Source organism: Bartonella gliris, assembly GCF_045277155.1.
GTDB lineage: Bacteria > Pseudomonadota > Alphaproteobacteria > Rhizobiales > Rhizobiaceae > Bartonella > Bartonella gliris.
The window spans coordinates 1590986-1610368 of record NZ_CP123962.1 but is presented as its reverse complement, the minus strand read 5'-3'; the positions used below and the strand labels follow the sequence as shown (position 1 = coordinate 1610368).

The following is a 19383-nucleotide window of genomic DNA, read 5'->3' as shown; positions in this document are numbered from 1 at the left end:
AAAATTCTCTGCCCTGCCGCTAGAGCGCAAAATTCTGCTAGAGCGTGAAGGACTTTTCCCCATGAAGCCCCCTTTCCTCTTCCCCTTTAAACACATGGACTCAACGCGCTCCCTCCATGCCTCTCCCTCCATAAGCACACTGCTTGGCTTTGCAAAATAGCTTGAGAATTTTATCTCTCTCTCAAGACACCTCTCCAAATTGCAGATGTTCTTGAAGTTAGTACCTTCCCCTTGGTATCGCCCCTTGTTACCTCTGCCCCTCTTGGCATCGCCCTTAGCATCCCTCCCTTGTGTCGACGCAAAAAGATATATCTACCCCCCCCAATGAAAACCCCTGAACTTCCCCCCATCAGCACGCGCATCTACACACAACACCTCCCTCCTTTCCTCATAAGCCAAGCGGCTTCCATACCCCCACAGAAAGGCTCCTCTTCCCCATCCCCCCACGCGAACTTCAAACGCTTGGGGACCGATAAGTCCCCCTTGGCATCCCCCCCCTTTGTATCCATTCCCTGAGCATTCCCTCCTTTATCGAGGCAAAATAATCCTCAATCCAGCTGTTGTACGACGCAAAAATCGTCTCGCTGATATTCTTGTGCCAAATTTTTCGCGACACACGCAGCAGCTTTTTGCGATTTGAAGAGAATTGCGTGGTGTTTTTGTGGTTCGAGTCTAATTTTGTTTTGGCTATTTCCCGCGTAATAAAGAGGGATTCCCTGATAAAAAGTCTGAAGATAACTTGCCATGATTTTTTACCACCAATAGTCGTTCAACACATCACAGGGACGCAAACGATGCTGTTTTTCGTAAGAACCATAGAGATTATCTTCATAATCACGGGTGACTTTTTCATCTAAGTAAGCATGATAGGCATCACTATTGAGAATGAATGGCTGGAGTTGGGTATTTTGTTCATCAATTTCATGATGCATAACGTAGGCATCAGCGATGTGTTCACTGACATCATCAGCATGAAGTGTTTTGAGATCGAGGCGTAGGATTCTGTAAACAGTTTCGCGCTCTTCAACAAATTCGAGAACTTCTTCGGCTTGATCGAATGGTCCTTCAACAGCATCACAATTCTCATCTTCACAAAGCAGAATGATAATTTCATCCTCTTTAACGAATGGCATATTTTTCATGATTTCCCCCTTTTGTATAGTTGATAAAGCACAGCTTTGACTTGACAAGGTCAAATATAGCGTTAGTCTTATCTCCTCTATGGGAGATATGTCAATTACTATTATCCTTAATAAAAGATATAATTTTAGTCTTTACGACGTTCAAACGGCATATGTGAATAAAAACTTACCCTCTTTTGTTCACCGAATGCCCTTGCATTGTTCTCTATTTGTTCTTACCCAACGCAACCACAAACAGACAGGAGAGCTAAAATGAGTGATTTGGAATTGATACAATACTGGTGCACTCTTGACACAAAAACACAGAAAGAAATTATTCTGATGCTTCGCCAGTTGGCCGCCGCAAAAGAGTTAAAATCGCCTGTCTTTCCTCAGGAGAAAGTTTTGAAATAAGATCGATGAACTCTTTATCTTCAGGACTAGCTCCCTCTCCATAAAGGATATAATTCATACTGATATTAATTTCATGACAAACACGCACTAAAGATTCGATTGTTGGCTCTTTTCCCTCAGCGAGAATAGAGTGAAGGTAGCCTGCACCTTTACCGGCTGCGAGAGAGATAGATCTTTTTGACCGGCCACTTTTTTTGAGTGCTGCACTTAATCTTTGACGCCAACCATCGATATTCATAGTCTCACCATATAGCGCATCTTTTTAAAAAAACACGTCCTTTTTATAAAACGGGCTTGCATTATCCTCTAAAAAGGATAAAATTAAGAAAACAAATTTTACTTTTTTAAGGGGGGATAAAAGCTCATTTCTGGGTCAAAAAAACATTTTACCACCCCAAAGGATGCAAAAAGGCGCCCCCGAAAGCCCATGCGTCTCAAGTATTGTACTCTTTATTTTTTGTCATTTAACAATCTCAAACTGTAGGGTTGCATGCACCTAAACATGCAAAGATCATTTGTTAGAGTCGATAAAGTCCTTTTGCAGAACACCTCATCTAACAGAACAAAACGGGACAAAACCGAAACACGTCAACTGAAAGCGTAAAAACGCTTAATTCAACATCAACGTCTGCCAAAAACATTGTTTTCGGTTTTGTTGTGAATAAAAATATAAAAAAGAAGAAAGCGGATTGAAGTATGCAACACGCCAATCAACAAGAAACTCCACACTATGAATCGTCTACGCTTCCTTATGTTTGTTGGTATCAGAATGATTTTCTAGGAGGGGTTCGCGGAATGCGTGCACACGAGATTGGAATTTACACGATTCTCCTCAACGAAATGTACGCACGCGGTCGTCCTCTAGAATTATCGATAGAACGTTTAGCGCGTCTTTGCGGTTGTGACAAGCGAACTTTTGGTAATGTTTTACAAATGCTGATACAAGAGGGAAAAATTTTAAACTTAGCGAATGGTTTATGGAATAAGCGCTGCGAGAATGTGTTTCAGGAGCGAGCAAAATTGCTTGAACAGAAATCCTTTGCCGGTCGTTCTTCGGCACAAAAACGCAAGAAAATCAATGCAAAGGTTCAACAACTGCTCAACGAGAGTGCAAGAGATGCTGAACAAAGCTCAGAATCTCAGAAGGGAGAAGAAAAGGAAACACCTCACGGTGTTTCAGAAAAGCAATTTTTTGTTTTTGCGACAGAGGAGGAGAAAGAGCGGAAAGCAGCATGCGCACAACTTTGTTCTACACACACGTCGTCACAGCCGTTCTCATCCTCACCACCCCTCTCACCCTCAAAGCTTTGCACGAACCCTTCCCAAAAACAAGATCTCACCCAAAATGCTGCTGAGAAGGTTAGGCACTCTCGCGGCAGCGCACAAAGCCCCACCCCCTCCACCAGCGGCAGCGCACAAAGCCCCACCTCCACCAGCGACAAAATCAAGAGCCGCACGGCAACAACGAAGGGGCAACGTCTTCCTGATGATTGGCAAGCAGACATCCGTGCAGCGATTTCAGAAGGTCTGAGTGAAGAACAAGCGCATTGGCAAGAAAAGAAATTTCGTGATTATTGGCATGCCAAAAGTGGTAAAGACGCGCTTAAAGTCGATTGGCAAGCGACATGGCGCAATTGGTTTCGTCGTGAGATTGAGCGAATAAAAGAACATCAAGAAAAACTTGCGATTTTTTCTTCTCACAAGCCCCTCGCACCGCATTGCAACAACGATGATGCCCTTTACCGCACTCTCATCAACTACAGCACACGTTAACATAAACACATACAACACACGTTAAGATGAATACAATTTTTGAAATCAAACAGAAGCTTATCTCTCAAGCCAGAGAGATAGCAGAAATGCTTTTGCCAAAAGGATACAAACGTGGCAATAATTGGGTTGTTGGCAACACACGCGGTGAAGCGGGTCAAAGTTTATCGGTATGTTTGAGTGGTGACAAAGCGGGGCTTTGGTACGACTTTGCAGAAGGCCGCGGCGGTGACCTTTTAGACCTTTGGTGTGCTGTCAAAGGGATAAGCCTCTCTCAAGCCTTAGAGGAAGCACGCAGCACTCTCAATCTTACACGTCCCAAACCCTTTATGGCACCTCATCGTTGCTATCGACGTCCCCCAACTCCAAAAGGAAACCCACCACAGAATTTGGTAAAAACTTACCTCAACCAAGAGCGCTGCATTCCACTTGAGATTTTAAAGCGTTACCGGATAGGAGAAGACGGAGAAAAGATTATTTTTCCCTTTTATAAACCGGATGGCACCCTTGCTTTGGTAAAAGAACGGCTCGCGCAAGCAGGCGCAAAAGCAAAACCAACAGCAGCACAATGTGAACCCATTTTGTTTGGTTGGCAAGCTCTTTATCCCACACCCCAACCCCACACCACCACACACCAACCCCACACCACCACGCACCAACCCCACACCACCACACACCAACCCCACGCCGCCACACACCAACCCCACGCCGCCACACACCAACCCCACGCCGCCACACACCAACCCCACGCCACCACACACCAACCCCACGCCACCACACACCAACCCCACGCCGCCACACACCAACCCCACACCACCACACACCAACCCCACACCACCACGCACCAACCCCACACCACCACACACCAACCCCACGCCGCCACACACCAACCCCACGCCGCCACACACCAACCCCACGCCGCCACACACCAACCCCACGCCACCACACACCAACCCCACGCCACCACACACCAACCCCACGCCGCCACGCACCAACCCCACGCCGCCACGCACCAACCCCACACCACCACGCACCAACCCCACGCCACCACAAATCAGGCACACGCCACCACGCACCAACCCCACACCACCACAAATCAGGCACATGCCCCAATGGAATGGGCTTTTTCCCCGACAAATCGCACGATTGTCATCACCGAAGGAGAAATTGATGCCCTTTCATTAGCCGCCTATGGGTATCCGGCGGTTTCCGTACCCTTTGGAGGAGGCAGTGGAGGCAAACACAATTGGATTGAGAATGAATTTGACCATTTAGAGCCTTTTGAGACCATTTTTCTCGCCACCGATATGGACAAACCCGGCGAAGAAGCAGCACGTGAGATTGCCAGCAGGCTTGGTCGCCACCGCTGTTACCGTGTACGCTTGCCCCGTAAGGATGCCAATGACTGTTTAACCGCCGGTATTGATGCCGCCACCATAAAAGCCGCCTTTTCATCAGCAAAAAGCTTTGCCCCAGAAGGATTACGGCGCGCCTCAGACTATAAGGATCAAGTCATAGGGCTGTTTTGGCCAACCCCAGAACAGCATCAAGGCTATACGGTTCCCTATCCTAAACTCAACGGGAAACTTACTTTTCGTCCAGCAGAATTAACACTGTGGAGCGGTGCAAGTGGTGCTGGAAAGAGCCAATTGTTATCAGACTGTATTCCCCATTGGATTTCGCAAAAAAGCCGGCTTTGTTTAGCCTCACTAGAAATGAAAGGAGAACAATCGCTACGCCGTTTAAGCAAACAAACAGGAGGCGTAGAGCAACCAACAACAGAGATGATTGAACGGATTCTGCATTTTTTAGACGAAGGGTTAATTCTTTATGAGCATGTTGGCAAATCGAGCGTCGACACATTGCTAGATGTGTTTGACTATTGCCGCGCACGTTATGGCTGTGATCAATTTATCATCGACAGTCTGATGCGTCTCGGCATCGCCTCAGATGACTATGCCGGACAAGAACAAGCTGTTTACAAAATGGTTGATTGGGCTGTTTTACACGCGGTGCATATTCACCTTGTAGCCCATGCGCGCAAAGGGGGGCTGGATAAGGATATCCCAGGCACGGAAGATATTAAAGGCGCCTCAGAAATTGGCGCCAATGCTTTTAACATCATCACCATTTGGCGCAATCGGTCATTAGAAGACAAAATCTTTGCCGCATCCCAGAGGGAAGAAAAAGCAGAATTAGCCAAACGCCCCGGTGTGATTATGAATATCGCAAAACAACGTTCAGGGGATTTTGAAGGCAAAATTGGTCTTTGGTTTGACCCCAAAAGCTACCGCTATCGCTGCTCCTCTGAACCTCCCCTCATGCCACGGCGTTATCTTGAACGCAAAACCAACACCAGCCTCTCTAACACTTCCGCCAAAACACGAACACACCTTACACCCTCCTGAACAAAACCAGGGACAAGTGCAACAATGCACAGATACGCCCAAATCATTCGAGATCAAAAACCAGCGCCCCCCCATATGCCGCGCTCCGTGATGCGCCAAAGCAAGGACAATACCGACAATGCAACAAAATGCCACCGCCTTCAAAAACACATCCCAATCAACAGCGGGGCTTCCCACTCCGACCTAAGCAACCCAAAGGTAAAAAACCACAAGGCAGCAAAACACCCCTGCCTTCAAAAACGCGCCCCACGTAAACCCCATACCCCCTTGCTGCCACTTGAGCAACGCAAAGGACAACACCAAGGACAAAACCAACAATGCAATAAAACACCCACTGCTTCGAGAACCAAAGCCAATCCACCCCAACACGCTCCGCTTGCGCATAAACAAAATGACTAACAAGGTTCAGAATGAAGGAAAACACCAACCACTTCCAGAACGCCCCCTGCAAAACCCCCAATCTCCTCAGTCCCGCATAAATCAGACCAAAGACAACGCCGGCAATGCAACACAACAGCACGCACTTCAAGAACAAAAACCACGCAATACCAATGCCCCCATTCGCAATTTTCCACTCAAGGAAAGGAATATCCCCCCCAGCGGAGCTTACCCTCCCCCAAAGGTCTCCAGCAACCTCCATCCAATTTTTTAAACAGATGACCAAACAACAATTTTTGCAGAAAGGAGAGAGCATGACCCATCAAGAGACAAGAAAAAACCAAGAGCAACAAAAAAAAACCAAGACACCAGCTTTTGTCCCCTCCCACCATGATGAAGAGAAAGCACACATTGGCCATTTAAAAACGCAAGAAATGCTTATTGAGACAAGCAATCCTTATTTTCAATCAACCCACCCAGAAAGCGCGAGCAACCCGCGCACCATCAAAGCCATTGCCAATGCACAGGGGCGTCCTATTGCGCTTTTATATGCCAAAGGACATATCAGCAAAGCACAATATAGAGCAGCAGAACGTTTTTATGTTTACTGGCGTCAAAGCCAAGCTGACCTACACATGAGCCCTGATTATACGCATCAAAAGATTGAGTGTAGCCACAGTGATACCCACCCCATTGAACGTCAAATAGAAGCAGCAAATCATTTACAAAAGGTCAAAGTCTTGCTTGGTGTTCTTGGCTATCGGCTTGTTGAACAGGTGGTTGGTTACGATCAAGCAATCAAAGACTTAAACCCCTCAAAACGCAAACAAAACTCCCTTGCTGATCATTTACGAGATTGTTTAGAACTGCTCGCATTTCATTGGGGATATACAAACCAGAAGCACTCTGAATGATTCTGACACCTTCCCCTCCACACTGCCCTGCGCCTCTTCCCCTTCTCTCACCATTAGAGCTTGACACCATGTTTTGTATAATTTGACACCAGATTTTATACCCCTTTATCTCTTTCAAAGAGCTCACAAAGAGTCTTCAAAGCCCTTTCGAAGCCTTCTCTCATTTGTACCCCTTTACCCCCCTTTTACCATTGAATCGCATTTTCTTATTTTCGATCATTTTGGCAATTTTTGCTGTCAAAATCCAATTTTATAAAATGTGCCTTAAGGGTAAAATACGCATAAAAACAACGGATTATCATCTCTTTCCTGCCAATACCACCTCTTCCCACTTAAGAAAAAAAACAGTGTCAAACTCCATCTCACCCTCACATGTTTCAACAAACCCTGACCCCACCCCATGGAAAGAAAACAATCTGTCCCCCCCTCTCAAAAAAACAAAACGCTTTCACTTAAATCCGCCCTAGCAGCACTCGTCGCCCTCACCGCACGCGTTACACGCATCGCCCTAACCGCCCTAGCCATGTTAGTCTCACTCGTCGCCCTCACCGCGTTCTCATTGACTTGGAAAAATCACGCAAAATATCACTTATCGTGATGTTGGCATGAAAAGGAAGCTTTCCATTTTAATTTCAAAATTTATTTTAAGCGAAGCATCGCACCATAAAAGATATTTGCTCTTTCCATATTGCCCCAATGCCTTTTCCATTACTTAAAGTAAACAAACTTACTTGGAGTATTTTTCCATGGAGATTTACAAGCTTACCCCCCTCATTTTCTGTAAAAAATATTTTCTGCAACAAAACACACCTGATATAAAGAAAGATAGACCACCCCACGCCAGACCATCCCACGCTAGATAAAAAGGCTGTAGATTTAAGACATCACACACCCACCAGCTCTATAATCCATAGAAGGTTTAACAGCACAAAGCATCATTCATAGAGACAACAGAACAACGCACGGAAAACAAATCTGAAGCCCCCTAAAGAATACCAAACCAACTTCGTTAGGAACCAACCTCATTAAAAAACAACTTCGTTGAGAACCCGTCTTCACCACACACCTAACCTGACCAGCCCCCATATAGGCTTGTCACCACCAAACACCAATGCATTACTACCCTTATAGGTGGCCACCTTACCGGTCACCAATCTCGTGGTTTATTCCTTACAAAATTGTCTTTCTTCACTCTTCTACTTAAAGCCCCTTTCTCTTCTTAAAAGATAAGAAAAGTTGATTTTTAGCTATCATTCAGCTTACTTTGTGCAGAACTCTTTTATAGCCCCCCCCCACTGACCCGACATTGCCCCATCACAGCCCCCCTCACAGACAACCAACGCGCCAGCAACCACTTCACAAACAACCACTCTCACCGAAAACCATCTCACTCTTCAACTGTATCCTTTGCACACATTCTCCACTCTCCCTCTCCTCTCACGAGCAATCACTCCACTGAGAACAATCCCAATCCCCTCAACACACTCACCACCATCTCTCCATCCTCATCACATGCAAAAAGCTCTCCACGTTCACCAGCAACCATCTCAAAGCAATGCAGAAGGTGCGTTAAAAAAAAGCGCCACAGCATTTTTCATCCCATCCTCCAACCACTCCTCGAATCCACACACACCACTTTCACCTCTCCTGTTACGCATCTTTTAACGCACCCTTTCAATTGCCTCTTTAAAGACGCTCAAAATGCACAATCCTTTTATTTCCACTTTTCCACATTTACGTTTTATCGTTTTTACGATGACACAGAAAAAAGCAAAAACGCTTCTCATGAAAACCACATTGCAACATGTTGCGATATTTTGGGATAACACTTTAGCAAGAGTAGAACACATGAAAATTTGCTCCAATCATCCACGCCACTCTCTCCCCCTCGCCAGCCTTCTTTTCCACCCTCCTCACCTATCCAGACACAGATATCCAGACCAACCGGCATCCCAGACCAACCGGCATCCCAGACCAACCGGCATCCCAGACCAACCGGCATCCCAGACCAACCGGCATCCCAGACCAACCGGCATCCCAGACCAACCGGCATCCCAGACCAACCGGCATCCCAGACCAACCGGCATCCCAGACCAACCGGCATCCCAGACCAACCGGCATCCCAGACCAACCGGCATCCCAGACCAACCGGCATCCCAGACCAACCGGCATCCCAGACCAACCGGCATCCCAGACCAACCGGCATCCCAGACCAACCGGCATCCCAGACCAACCGGCATCCCAGACCAACCGGCATCCCAGACCAACCGGCATCCCAGACCAACCGGCATCCCAGACCAACCGGCATCCCAGACCAACCGGCATCCCAGACCAACCGAGAACCAATCTATAAGTAGATTGCCTCATTGAAGGGCTGTCATTCTTAAAAGCATTTGTAAATTTCTTTCAGACCTTTATCCACTGTTCTTTATCTTTTCGGATTTCCCCCAGCGAATATACGACATGACTCTCATCATTTTTAATGCAGCAGCAAATAAGCAAATTGGTAGGCTTATCCTGCTCGTCGAAATTCCATTTTGACAAATGGCAAAAGCATTTCTCAAAACAATATAATGTTACCTGTAACACGCTAAACGCTGTCAATATAATACGATTTGAATAAAATAAGGATACATTTTAGAAAATGTGACCATCGGATAAATCGGGAATAAAACAAACAATTATTAAACTCTTTTCCCTCTGTATACCGCCTTCCCTCTGTATACTGTTTTATTGTGTTTAGCTTCTATAACGCAAGCATTTGAGAGCTATCTATTTTTAAGCCTTGTTAGAACGAAATAAAAATAAGAAGTGATCAAATAGAATGACGCAAATTCCCCCAATGACTGTAGATTTTTCAGTTCTTTTGACGGCTCTCTTAGCTTGCTATCCTTATTACAAAACCGTTTCAAATATTAAGGCCGTAAGAGAAACACCCATAGCAGAAACAACAGCCAACCAGTATGAAATGCAAAAAACACAAACCTTCCTGACACCCTCAACTGTTCATAAAGAATTTACCGCATCTCCCATGGGAACAGCCCCCAGAGACACACCTAACCTCCACAGGGAATTACCTAGCCCCCCTCTCCCAAAAGGAAGAGCACCTAACCTCCACGAGATACATTTAGCCTATAGGAAATACCCCCAACACCCACAGGGAAGCCATTCAACCTCCACAAAATGCACGCAACCCTCGTGAATATTGCACTCTTATGCCCCCCTTTTACGGCGGCATAAAAGGGAGCTCGCCCTACATCTCTTTTTGTTACCCATTTTGTGTGATTACCTATTTTGTATGGTTATCTGCACGAATGCCTCAAATTTCTACTCCACACATCTATAAAAAGCATTCTAAAGAAAAGATTGGGGCAAAAAAGAGCTAATTTAGGCAATTCGTAGACACAATTTATTCTTTTTTATGATTGTTGCATTTTTACTATAGTAATTCAAAATGAATTCATGTATGATACGTTTTGATATTTATTTATTATTAATAAATAAAGGAGGGAAACTATGAAAATCAGATATTTTTTTATAGTTGGTGCTATCACGAGTGGGTTATCTGTAGCAATTGCAGCATCTGAGCATATAGTAAATCAACAGCAAGAGCATATTGTTGCTCCTTATACTGCTCCTCAGACAGATTTAAAGCTTCTTGAACCAACAAATGGTACATTGGATACATCAAATAAACTAGTGCCTTATAATAAAGATATTACACAATATGGAATATTGTATAATTTATACATACAAGGAGAAAGTCTATTGTATGCAATAACTAGATTTTTACAATCTATTCTAAATCTTTGCATGCAAATTCTCTCAACAGTTCAGAATAATAATGCTTAAACAGCAAGGAGGGGTCCCTAACGCGTGTGAGGGGAAATCACATGAGGGGAGGTACCTAACGCATTGTGAAATAAATTCACAAGGGGAGAGGTACCTCACGCGTTACGGATTAAAACTTTAAAAGTCTCTCTATTTAATAGGGATTTTGTTTTACTTAACTATTATTTTTATAAATGATGATATTGTTTTAATTTTTATTATATGTTTGGTTTATACTTTATGATTACCTTTTTCCTCAAAACAAAACAACAGCTTTTTTCTCAAAAGTTGAATAACGAAGATTTTGGCATTGATTCCTCTCACCACTGTTTTATTAAAATTATTTTGAGCCTACTCTCTTTTAAAGCCTTTTTGTTATTCTTTATTTTCTTTTCATTTTTTTAAAATTTTTTGAACTGTTCTTTATTGCATAAGAAGGTACATTTTATTTTTCTTAATACTTTATCATCCCAAACTAACCAATATTTATATTGATAAGCACTGTTTTATAATTCTCACAGTAGAGAATATCAGAGCAGCATTGTTTCCCACCTTTACAGTTCAAATATCACCGGCTCTCCCCTTACATCACGGAATCTTTTTTCTTTTAATTGTTGTTTTCTCTCATTGCATAGTTTTCTATGGTCATTGCTATTTTTATTGCATAATTCTGGATTTCTTATTCTGAAATACTGATATCACTAACCACTGTACCTTTGTTTTGACAAATTTCCTGCCACCAGTTCAAATAAAGCGTAATTCAGTAGCCTTTTATAGCCTTTGCCAATACTGTAGCTAAAACCACAGCACGTCCAAGACAGATCTTTTTGATAAAATCCTCAAAAGCGTTTTCCATAAAGCAACCAGTTCCCCGCAAAGCCAAGCGGATCTCCTGCTGCAAATTTTTGGCCCCCTCTGCAAATCTTTTGTTTGTAAAACTGCAAGGTTTCAACATCGCTGAACCCAAAGCAAGAACACCAAAATGAAGCAGAGCATAATATGCCCTCTTGCTTTTTTCCTTCTTCCCAAGAAGAAAAAAGCACAACGAGCTCTCTTAGTTTCTTCTTTTTGCCACGGTAGAGTGCCATATTAAGAGCCAAGCTCTTCACGCAAAACAAAACACCATTGTGGTACAGATTCACGCACTTATTTTAAAGAGCCATCTCCCAATTGACTGGTGACTGATGACTGGGCTTGTAAATCCATTTCACGACGGCGCGCTTATGGAAGAGTATAACGGTAAATCCATTATGCACCACCATCTTTACGCTTATGATGGTGCCGGGGCTTGTACTATTATACTCTTTTGCCAGCTCCCAATGTTGCGAACAGTCCTTGCATTTGAGAGCATTCATAAGAGGCATTTTTACACTTTTCTTCTCGTGTTTTATCCACTCGCTCATTCCGCTTGTAACGTGCGAGAAAGTAATTTTAATTGATTCAATATGCAAAACAATGAATTATCCTTAATAAATCAATGTCTTGATAAAAAAGCAAAAGCTGTTGACCGCCCATTTTAAAGCGCCATAAAATGCTTGCTTTAAGCGATTTGCCTCACCCTTTGTTCAACATTTTCCAGTTTCTTCACGACAAAACAACATGGGAGATCGGCAAAACTTTAGAATTGGTCGGATTAAGGTTTGGCAAGCGGCGGTAAAAATGCCGATAAAAATCAAAAAACCACTGTCAAATCACGGCCAATTGCTCACTTTTTGTCATTACAAAGGACTTGTATATCTCAATCCGGCAAGGTTACTCCATAATCCCCGCTTCTCTCGATTTCAACAAGCGCACCGCCTCGCTTTTCGTCTCACTCTTTACACACTCTTCCCCGCTCTACCTTGAACTGTTTACACCTTCCACCCTCTCATGGCGTTTTGAACACGTGTAACACCCCGCCCCCTGTGTTCCATCTCTTTAATTCATTATTTACGCTTTTACGCTTACACAGAAAGCAGGGAAAGACTTCTGATAAAAATGATCGTTGCACATCCTTGGATGATACTTTGACGATACAAATGCAGATTAAAAGCTATCATTACCCCGCTTGTCATTTGACTCCTCAGCTCTTACCCTTCATCTCCCTCTTCGCTTCACTCTTCAACGCACCTTTACCCCCCCAAAAAACTCTTCACCTATCTCCCCCTGCCTTCATCCATCTTCCTTTTAACGCATCCCTTCTCCCCGCTCGCCAGCCCCATTCTCTTCCCATCAAAAACCATCACCAAAAACCACACCATCGCGCTTTAGTTTAAAACCCTTCGTCCTGCTCTCCACCCTCTCCTCTCTAGAGCATCCCTTCATCCACCTTTTTACCCGGCTCACCGCCTCACTCTTTACACACTCTTCCCCGCTCTACCTTGAACTGTTTACACCTTCCACCCTCTCATGGCGTTTTGAACACGTGTAACACCCCGCCCCCTGTGTTCCATCTCTTTAATTCATTATTTACGCTTTTACGCTTACACAGAAAGCAGGGAAAGACTTCTGATAAAAATGATCGTTGCACATCCTTGGATGATACTTTGACGATACAAATGCAGATTAAAAGCTATCATTACCCCGCTTGTCATTTGACTCCTCGACAACTCTCTCTTCTTTGCCAGATGACTATAACTGCACAAGCGCTCTGTCGCGCTCTTCTTTTACGCGTTTCAATTCTTGTTTCACTCGACAATATACCCTCGCACGTTTGATAACAGAGTAATACAGTGCGAAAATAAACATGGTAATGAAAGTAGAAGATACTATCAGAACCAAACCAAAAAAGACGATGAATGCTATTAAAAAACCATTCATTTTCCCTCAGATCTCCTCGCTTAAAGTAAAAAAGGATGAAGAATATCGCACGTAATTTATCCCCTATCAGCCCAATAGACCTATCACCAAACTTAACGCTCTGGAGATTTATCGCCCTCTAGACCTATCACTTGAATACGCATCGCTTCATCTCGCTGCCAAGTTATTTCTTCCAATTTCTGAAGGTTTTTTTTCAACAGATGCCCAAAAAGTATGCGGAGCATCAACATCACCGGTATAAAAAGAAAAAGCCCCAACGATATCATTTCCAACACCAGTAAGAAAGTTGCCACAATACCAGCCTCCAACTCTGTCAACTTCCACTCTGCCAAGATTGGCGCCAAGAAAATACATTTTAAAACCACAAGGGTGACAGAGAGGCAGAATATTCTTTTATAATCTCTGCTTGAAAGAAACGCTTCTTCAAACGCAGGCGGGTTTTCCGCTTTATCAAGTGCTAAATTTTTCCCCTTCATTGTCTCTTCCCCTCTCATGATTTCTCAAACACCATATCACGTTCTTTCAACACGCTTTTCAGTTCTTTTCTTAACTGACAATACATTCTCACCTGCTTAAAGACACCATAATAAAGTTCCAAAATCATCATGGGAATAAAAGCAAGCCATATCACCACCAACATAAGCATCATGGTAAATATTATGACAAGAGTATTGTGCATTTTCCCCCTATTATCCTTTTTATACCGATCCTTTTGCTGACAGGTTATTTTCCCTCGTTGCTGGTTTATTTCTTTCAATTTCTGGGTCTTTTTTTCCAACAACCACCACAATATTATGCCGAGTATCGACATAAATGGGATCGAGATAAAAGCACACACTGTAATCACTTGCCAGAGCACGAAGAGAGAAAAAAGAGCAGTATCCTGCCACACTGTCAATTCCCATTGTGCCAAGGATGGTAGAGAGAGAATCTCATTCCACAGCGCAATGATGAGCGAGAGAAAACAAATGACAACATACTCTCGCTCAGAAAAAAGCTTTGTCTCGAAAAAAAAGCGCAATTTGTTATAAAATACTGAATTTTTCCACTTCATTGCTCTTCGCTTTTTTCATGCACGCTCTTTTAACAAGCACCCAAGTGCGCTGGATGCTTGTTCATTGCTTTCCCCGTTACCAAAACCGCCTTGTAATACACTCTCGCATGTTGGTAAGCGCAACCACTGCCAGACTTAAAAACCATCAAGCCCCCTTAAAAGCTTTTCCCTTTCCTTCTCAGATTTTTTGCCCCTCTTCATCCCTCTTTCCCAGAGCCACCCAAGCACGACGCACCCTTTTCATCACCCCTCTTCATCGCTCTTCTGCAGAGTCCAGTCACCTTGTAATACGCTATCAAACGCTTGAGAAAAGAAGTATACAGCGCAACCACTGCTAGACTTAAGACAACATCAAGAAATACCCCCACCAAAAAAAAGATGATGAACATAGAGGCTATCATATATTCTATTATACTAGGCACTTCTTGCCCCTCGCGTTCTATTTGTAAACGACGTTATCGTGTTTGCGGGTTAATTCTTCCAACCGCTGGATCTTTTTTTTCAACTGAGAAGTTAATATTGCACGAAGCATTAAAATAACAGGAACCGTTAGCAAAACACATGCTGATATAAGGACCAGCAGCAAAAAGAGAAAGGTAAACTCTTCAAGTCTCCCTGTATCTACATTGTTTAGATTATGTCCCATCTTTTGCACATAATTCATCTCTTGCACAAAAGTTACATAAACATACACTTTGAAAACGATAAGGGTGAGAGAAATGAGAAATATGATGACATAATCTTTCCATGAAAAAGTAAGCCATTTTTTGAACAGGAGGGAGCTTTCCTCTGTGTGGATGGTCAAAATCTGACCCTTGCTTTCTTTTTCCTTATTTTCAAGATCACAAAAACGCTGCGGATGTTTTTTCATCCCTTGTTTCAGTTCCTTTACCTTGTCATACAGCCTCAAACGTTTAATCAACGAATAATAAGGCACTATGATTATTGTCGTGACTAAAATGGCCAAAATCGCGATAGTGAGAAATATAAAAAAAATAATCGGTCCTATAAGAATAATAGCTCCTGGCCCCATAGCGTTTATACCTTATCTGATTTCTCTTTGTATTCTGTTGCTTCTTCCAATTTTTGAATTGTTTTTTTCAATTTACGATCCTGAAGATTGTCGACTCCCCAAAGGATAGGTAAGGGAACGAAAATACATCCCCAGATCAAAACCGGCAAAAGAAAGAGAAGATGAGCAACACCATCCCATCGCGCCCAATGCAACATTTGTATGAGAGACTTTGCGCAAGCAGGAGCCTCTAAAGCAATCCAGATGAGAAGAATGCAAAATATTCTGAGAAAGTTGCGAGATATTCTTTGATAATTTTTCAATAAAAACACCATTGATTTTTTTTAAACAAAAGGAAAGGCAATTCTAAACTCAATGCTGAACTCTTCCCCTTCATTTTCTCCTCACTTTTATACAGATTTTCCTGAGATATACAGATTTTCCTGAGAGCTTTTGACCTGTTCTTGATCAAGAGGAAAGGACTGCTTTGTTTTCCCCAACACTTGATCACCCTAAGTTTCAATTTTTATATTGTTTTATACTGATAATTTTTAATTTCCCATCCTCACTGGAGACAATATCGGAACACACACTCTTCTTGCGCTCTTGCCATCCTTACCCTCCACTTTGCCTATTGCTTCACCGTCACATACAAGACATTCTGCCTCTTTTAATCGTTATCGTTGTTTTTTCCATTGCATAATTTCCATGTGTAAACCTCATGTCTCTTTGCACAATTCCAAGACTCTTACTTGTAAAATATTCGTGACTCGCCAAGTCTTGTATTACACTTTTTCCTCACGCGTTTGCGTGCCTTAAGTCCCTTTACCTTGCAGTTGCATTTGCCCTACAATTGCATTTTCCTGATAATTTCGAATGCTTGATATAAGAGTCTCTAAAGGGCAAAAATTTCCCTTGACTAAAGAGCTAAAGTGCCATGATGATGGCGGCAACAAGAAGAGCAATACAACAAAACTATTCCTTTTCTGCATCTGCTGTACCCAGCGCTGTCATCCGTTTCTCTTGCTGCTCCGCTTCTTCTTGCAGTTGCTGAATCATTTTTCTCAGCTTACCAGTCACTATAATGCGGGATACCAAAATGACCGGTAAGAACAAAAGAGCACACAACAAGCCCCATGCGATCGGCAGGAATATCCTAAAGGAAAGGATGCCTTCCCCCCAATTGGCATGAAACACAAGGGAAACGGTGATGAGAGTAACCACCACAAATGTAGAGATGTAGAATATTTTTTTATAATCTTGCCAAGAAAGAGAGAGCTGTTTTTTATCCAAGACTAAATTTTGCCCCTTCATTTTTTTCACTTCTTTCATGTCTGATCGACCACGACACTTGTTATTTAGTGACTGTCATTCAACTCCTTATCGAGAGCAAGGTACAATCTCACCCGTTTAACAAAAAGGTAATAAATCCCGACCAGCATAACACCGTTTAAAACGGCCATTATGATGATTCCTAACCAAGCTAAGAGACCTAAAAATAATGTAAACATAGTCATTTCCCCTATGGCATTTATGCAGTAACTGATTTGTTGTGCTGTTCAGATGATTTTTCCAGCTTCTCAAGCATTGCTTTCAATTTACGATCCAGTATGACATGGAGCACCAAAACTACAGGTAAGAATATGACAAAAAGTGCCCATAACAAAACCGGCAAACCAAAGATAAAGGAATCAAAGCCATTTGTGAAAATGCTCCCTATCCCAGTGAAAAACTCGAAAAGAAACATCAAGAAAAACGTTGGTTGAAAACCGCCTAAAATTAACATTACGATAGAGACAAGGATTATTATTATATAATCTTTTTTTGAGAGAACCATCGATTTTTTAAACGAACGGAGTTTAGATTCTCTGTTAACCATTGAATCTGTGAGAAGAGAGGCATAAGCCTGTGCCTGAGAAGATTGATGTAATTGAGAAGATTGATGTGATTGCTGGTTGTCTATTGTCATGCTGACATTCCCCCGCTCCTTAAGTGTTTTATAATAGCACTGCTCATCAGTGCTCTTCAGGCATAAAGCTGTTTCACTGATTTTCCCCCATATTGTACCAACATGTACAAGAGAAAGCGCACGCATCTACAAAAAACTCTACGTTGATCTTAAAACCAAATGATATCACGAAAACACCTTACGGGCTTTGCGTGCCTTTGATTTGCCAACCGCCGCAACACATATGCGTAGACAATTTGATAGCTTTATGTATTAAAGATGGATGTAACAGCCTGAATAAAAATTTTCAATCCCTCTTTCTTAAAAAACTGTGAATATTCAAAAAGGTAAAAGTATGGTATTTTTCAAACATGGCTTAACACGCGTTTATAAACAAATATTGGTACTTAAGAAAAAACAGTTCCTTTCAAGATGAGGTCATCATTTGCGTATCATCCCATTTGCGTATCATCCCATTTGCTTATCATCATTGAGGTCAGATAACTTTGGAACAGTATGATGATGGCGTTAGAACCTCGACACAAGAAAAGCTTTATGTATGAGCAGAAAACAACACAAAAATCTCCCTGCTTTCCTTGAAATGAAAAACCCGTAATTTTTTACCGGACAGCAAAAAGCCCAACAGCAAAAAATAAGACAAAAAATTCCGACTCCACAATCAACGATTGTAATACATGTGCAACACCTTGGTTTAACCAGTGAAAAAGCTAAAACTCCGCTTTCGAAGAGCGATCTTGGACGACTTTATTTACTAGGATATAAACAGGATGTATGAGGCATCAGTAAAGCGCAATATGATACGACAAGCCAATCATATAAACGAGAGCGAAATCCATGGGCAGGCATGCTTCAAGTTTATTTTTTTCATATAAAGAGACATACAATTTATATGAAGGGGGCCCCTACATGAAAGGAACCACGACCGGTTGCAGAAAACAAGAAATCATTGCAAAAAAGCAAACAGGCTTGTTGCAAAATTTCCAATGCTTCTGATGATAAGGGGATGCGAAACTCTGTTGTGCTATGACATCGACCTTTCATATTCTCAGCAAGGAGAGTGTCCATAGCTCTTCAGCAATCTGATCTTTACGCATATGACACAAGAGATTTGTGCGAATGCCTGGTAAGGAGAAACAAACACAAAGCCAGTTATATTATAGCCGTTGTTTTGCAAAGCATCTGATAAAAAGCCGGCACATCTCTCCAATCCATCGCAGATAAGCCCTTTAACGCTATAGCGTTTTTCTAAGAGAACTTTTTCTTTTGCTATTGCCTGTAAATCAACATCCAATCCCAATGCAGCAGCATGTTTGAAACAAATATTGAGATGGTTCAGTGCTTTCTCTACTGTGATCGCTTTTGTATGCCAGATTAAGGCAAGCGTATTGCATATATCTGTTTGGGTAATCTCTGAACCGGAAAGACAGCCTAATTTTGGTAGAATAGTGAAGCCCATAAATAAAACCAGCTATCTCTACCATCATCCTTTAATCCTGCTTTACGGCTTTCAAAAACATCCAAAGCACTATCTTTCAAGGCAAGAAAATTAACATGAAAAAATTTGTTATCATCAAGGCGCATAAAGCGTGGTAAGCGAAAAGAGCACACAAAGCTTTCCACCCATTTTAAAACATCACGATGAAATTTCGAAGGTACTCAAGCTTCTCATAATTTTAAGAGATTTTGCAGACACAGAACGCAGCGGGACTTTAA

General features: G+C 42.5%; 17 protein-coding genes and 1 pseudogene. 5 read left to right on the top strand and 13 right to left on the bottom strand.

What is annotated here, in order from left to right:
• Positions 1 to 548: 548 nt before the first annotated feature.
• The 3 genes from QHG54_RS07205 to QHG54_RS07195 form a co-directional block, all read right to left on the bottom strand.
• Complete coding sequence (locus QHG54_RS07205) at positions 549 to 746, bottom strand: hypothetical protein (protein WP_317993789.1); 198 nt, start codon at positions 744 to 746, stop codon at positions 549 to 551.
• A 6-nt stretch (positions 747 to 752) separates the two neighbouring features.
• Entirely contained in the window at positions 753 to 1142 is a 390-nt protein-coding gene (locus QHG54_RS07200; protein WP_317993790.1) for a hypothetical protein, read from the bottom strand.
• Between the two features lie 313 nt (positions 1143 to 1455).
• Entirely contained in the window at positions 1456 to 1773 is a 318-nt protein-coding gene (locus QHG54_RS07195; protein WP_317993791.1) for an XRE family transcriptional regulator, read from the bottom strand.
• A gap of 458 nt (positions 1774 to 2231) precedes the next feature.
• Here QHG54_RS07195 and QHG54_RS07190 point away from each other — a divergent pair, with 458 nt between their 5' ends.
• Positions 2232 to 3308, top strand: a complete 1077-nt coding sequence (locus QHG54_RS07190; RefSeq protein ID WP_406604098.1) for a YdaU family protein — start codon at positions 2232 to 2234, stop codon at positions 3306 to 3308.
• A gap of 26 nt (positions 3309 to 3334) precedes the next feature.
• A complete protein-coding gene (locus QHG54_RS07185; RefSeq protein ID WP_406604097.1) occupies positions 3335 to 5713 on the top strand; it encodes a toprim domain-containing protein in 2379 nt (792 codons plus the stop codon).
• 157 nt (positions 5714 to 5870) lie between these two features.
• On the opposite strand, the gene QHG54_RS07180 is transcribed toward QHG54_RS07185, so the two are convergent.
• The gene (locus QHG54_RS07180) at positions 5871 to 6353 is read right to left on the bottom strand and encodes a hypothetical protein (protein ID WP_406604096.1); all 483 of its coding nucleotides are present in this window, start codon (positions 6351 to 6353) and stop codon (positions 5871 to 5873) included.
• Positions 6354 to 6405: 52 nt separating this feature from the next.
• Between QHG54_RS07180 and QHG54_RS07175 the strand changes: the two genes are divergently transcribed.
• Positions 6406 to 7005 (top strand): hypothetical protein, encoded by a 600-nt coding sequence (locus QHG54_RS07175; RefSeq protein WP_317993795.1) that lies wholly within the window; start codon positions 6406 to 6408, stop codon positions 7003 to 7005.
• 1783 nt (positions 7006 to 8788) lie between these two features.
• Here QHG54_RS07175 and QHG54_RS07170 read toward each other — a convergent pair.
• The gene (locus tag QHG54_RS07170) at positions 8789 to 9340 is read right to left on the bottom strand and encodes a hypothetical protein (protein WP_406604095.1); all 552 of its coding nucleotides are present in this window, start codon (positions 9338 to 9340) and stop codon (positions 8789 to 8791) included.
• 489 nt (positions 9341 to 9829) lie between these two features.
• Here QHG54_RS07170 and QHG54_RS07165 point away from each other — a divergent pair, with 489 nt between their 5' ends.
• Together QHG54_RS07165 and QHG54_RS07160 are read left to right on the top strand one after the other, a co-directional pair.
• Complete coding sequence (locus QHG54_RS07165) at positions 9830 to 10207, top strand: hypothetical protein (RefSeq protein ID WP_317993797.1); 378 nt, start codon at positions 9830 to 9832, stop codon at positions 10205 to 10207.
• A gap of 314 nt (positions 10208 to 10521) precedes the next feature.
• Positions 10522 to 10857: a hypothetical protein gene (locus tag QHG54_RS07160; protein WP_406604094.1), complete on the top strand. Its 336-nt coding sequence runs from the start codon at positions 10522 to 10524 to the stop codon at positions 10855 to 10857.
• Between the two features lie 739 nt (positions 10858 to 11596).
• On the opposite strand, the gene QHG54_RS07155 is transcribed toward QHG54_RS07160, so the two are convergent.
• The 8 genes and pseudogenes from QHG54_RS07155 to QHG54_RS07120 form a co-directional block, all read right to left on the bottom strand.
• The gene (locus QHG54_RS07155; RefSeq protein WP_317993799.1) at positions 11597 to 11737 is read right to left on the bottom strand and encodes a hypothetical protein; all 141 of its coding nucleotides are present in this window, start codon (positions 11735 to 11737) and stop codon (positions 11597 to 11599) included.
• Between the two features lie 1990 nt (positions 11738 to 13727).
• Positions 13728 to 14111, bottom strand: coding sequence for a hypothetical protein (locus QHG54_RS07150; RefSeq protein WP_406604093.1), 384 nt, complete (start codon positions 14109 to 14111; stop codon positions 13728 to 13730).
• A gap of 14 nt (positions 14112 to 14125) precedes the next feature.
• On the bottom strand, positions 14126 to 14689 hold the full coding sequence (locus QHG54_RS07145; RefSeq protein ID WP_406604092.1) for a hypothetical protein: 564 nt from the start codon (positions 14687 to 14689) through the stop codon (positions 14126 to 14128).
• 439 nt (positions 14690 to 15128) lie between these two features.
• Positions 15129 to 15722: a hypothetical protein gene (locus QHG54_RS07140; protein WP_406604091.1), complete on the bottom strand. Its 594-nt coding sequence runs from the start codon at positions 15720 to 15722 to the stop codon at positions 15129 to 15131.
• A 5-nt stretch (positions 15723 to 15727) separates the two neighbouring features.
• Positions 15728 to 16033 carry a hypothetical protein gene (locus QHG54_RS07135; RefSeq protein WP_406604543.1) on the bottom strand — a complete coding sequence of 102 codons (306 nt, stop codon included), beginning with the start codon at positions 16031 to 16033 and terminating at the stop codon, positions 15728 to 15730.
• 643 nt (positions 16034 to 16676) lie between these two features.
• On the bottom strand, positions 16677 to 17033 hold the full coding sequence (locus QHG54_RS07130) for a hypothetical protein (protein WP_406604090.1): 357 nt from the start codon (positions 17031 to 17033) through the stop codon (positions 16677 to 16679).
• A 199-nt stretch (positions 17034 to 17232) separates the two neighbouring features.
• Complete coding sequence (locus QHG54_RS07125; protein WP_406604089.1) at positions 17233 to 17796, bottom strand: hypothetical protein; 564 nt, start codon at positions 17794 to 17796, stop codon at positions 17233 to 17235.
• 618 nt (positions 17797 to 18414) lie between these two features.
• Positions 18415 to 19218 (bottom strand): annotated as a pseudogene (locus QHG54_RS07120) (tyrosine-type recombinase/integrase); the annotation flags it as partial.
• Between the last annotated feature and the right edge of the window lie 165 nt (positions 19219 to 19383).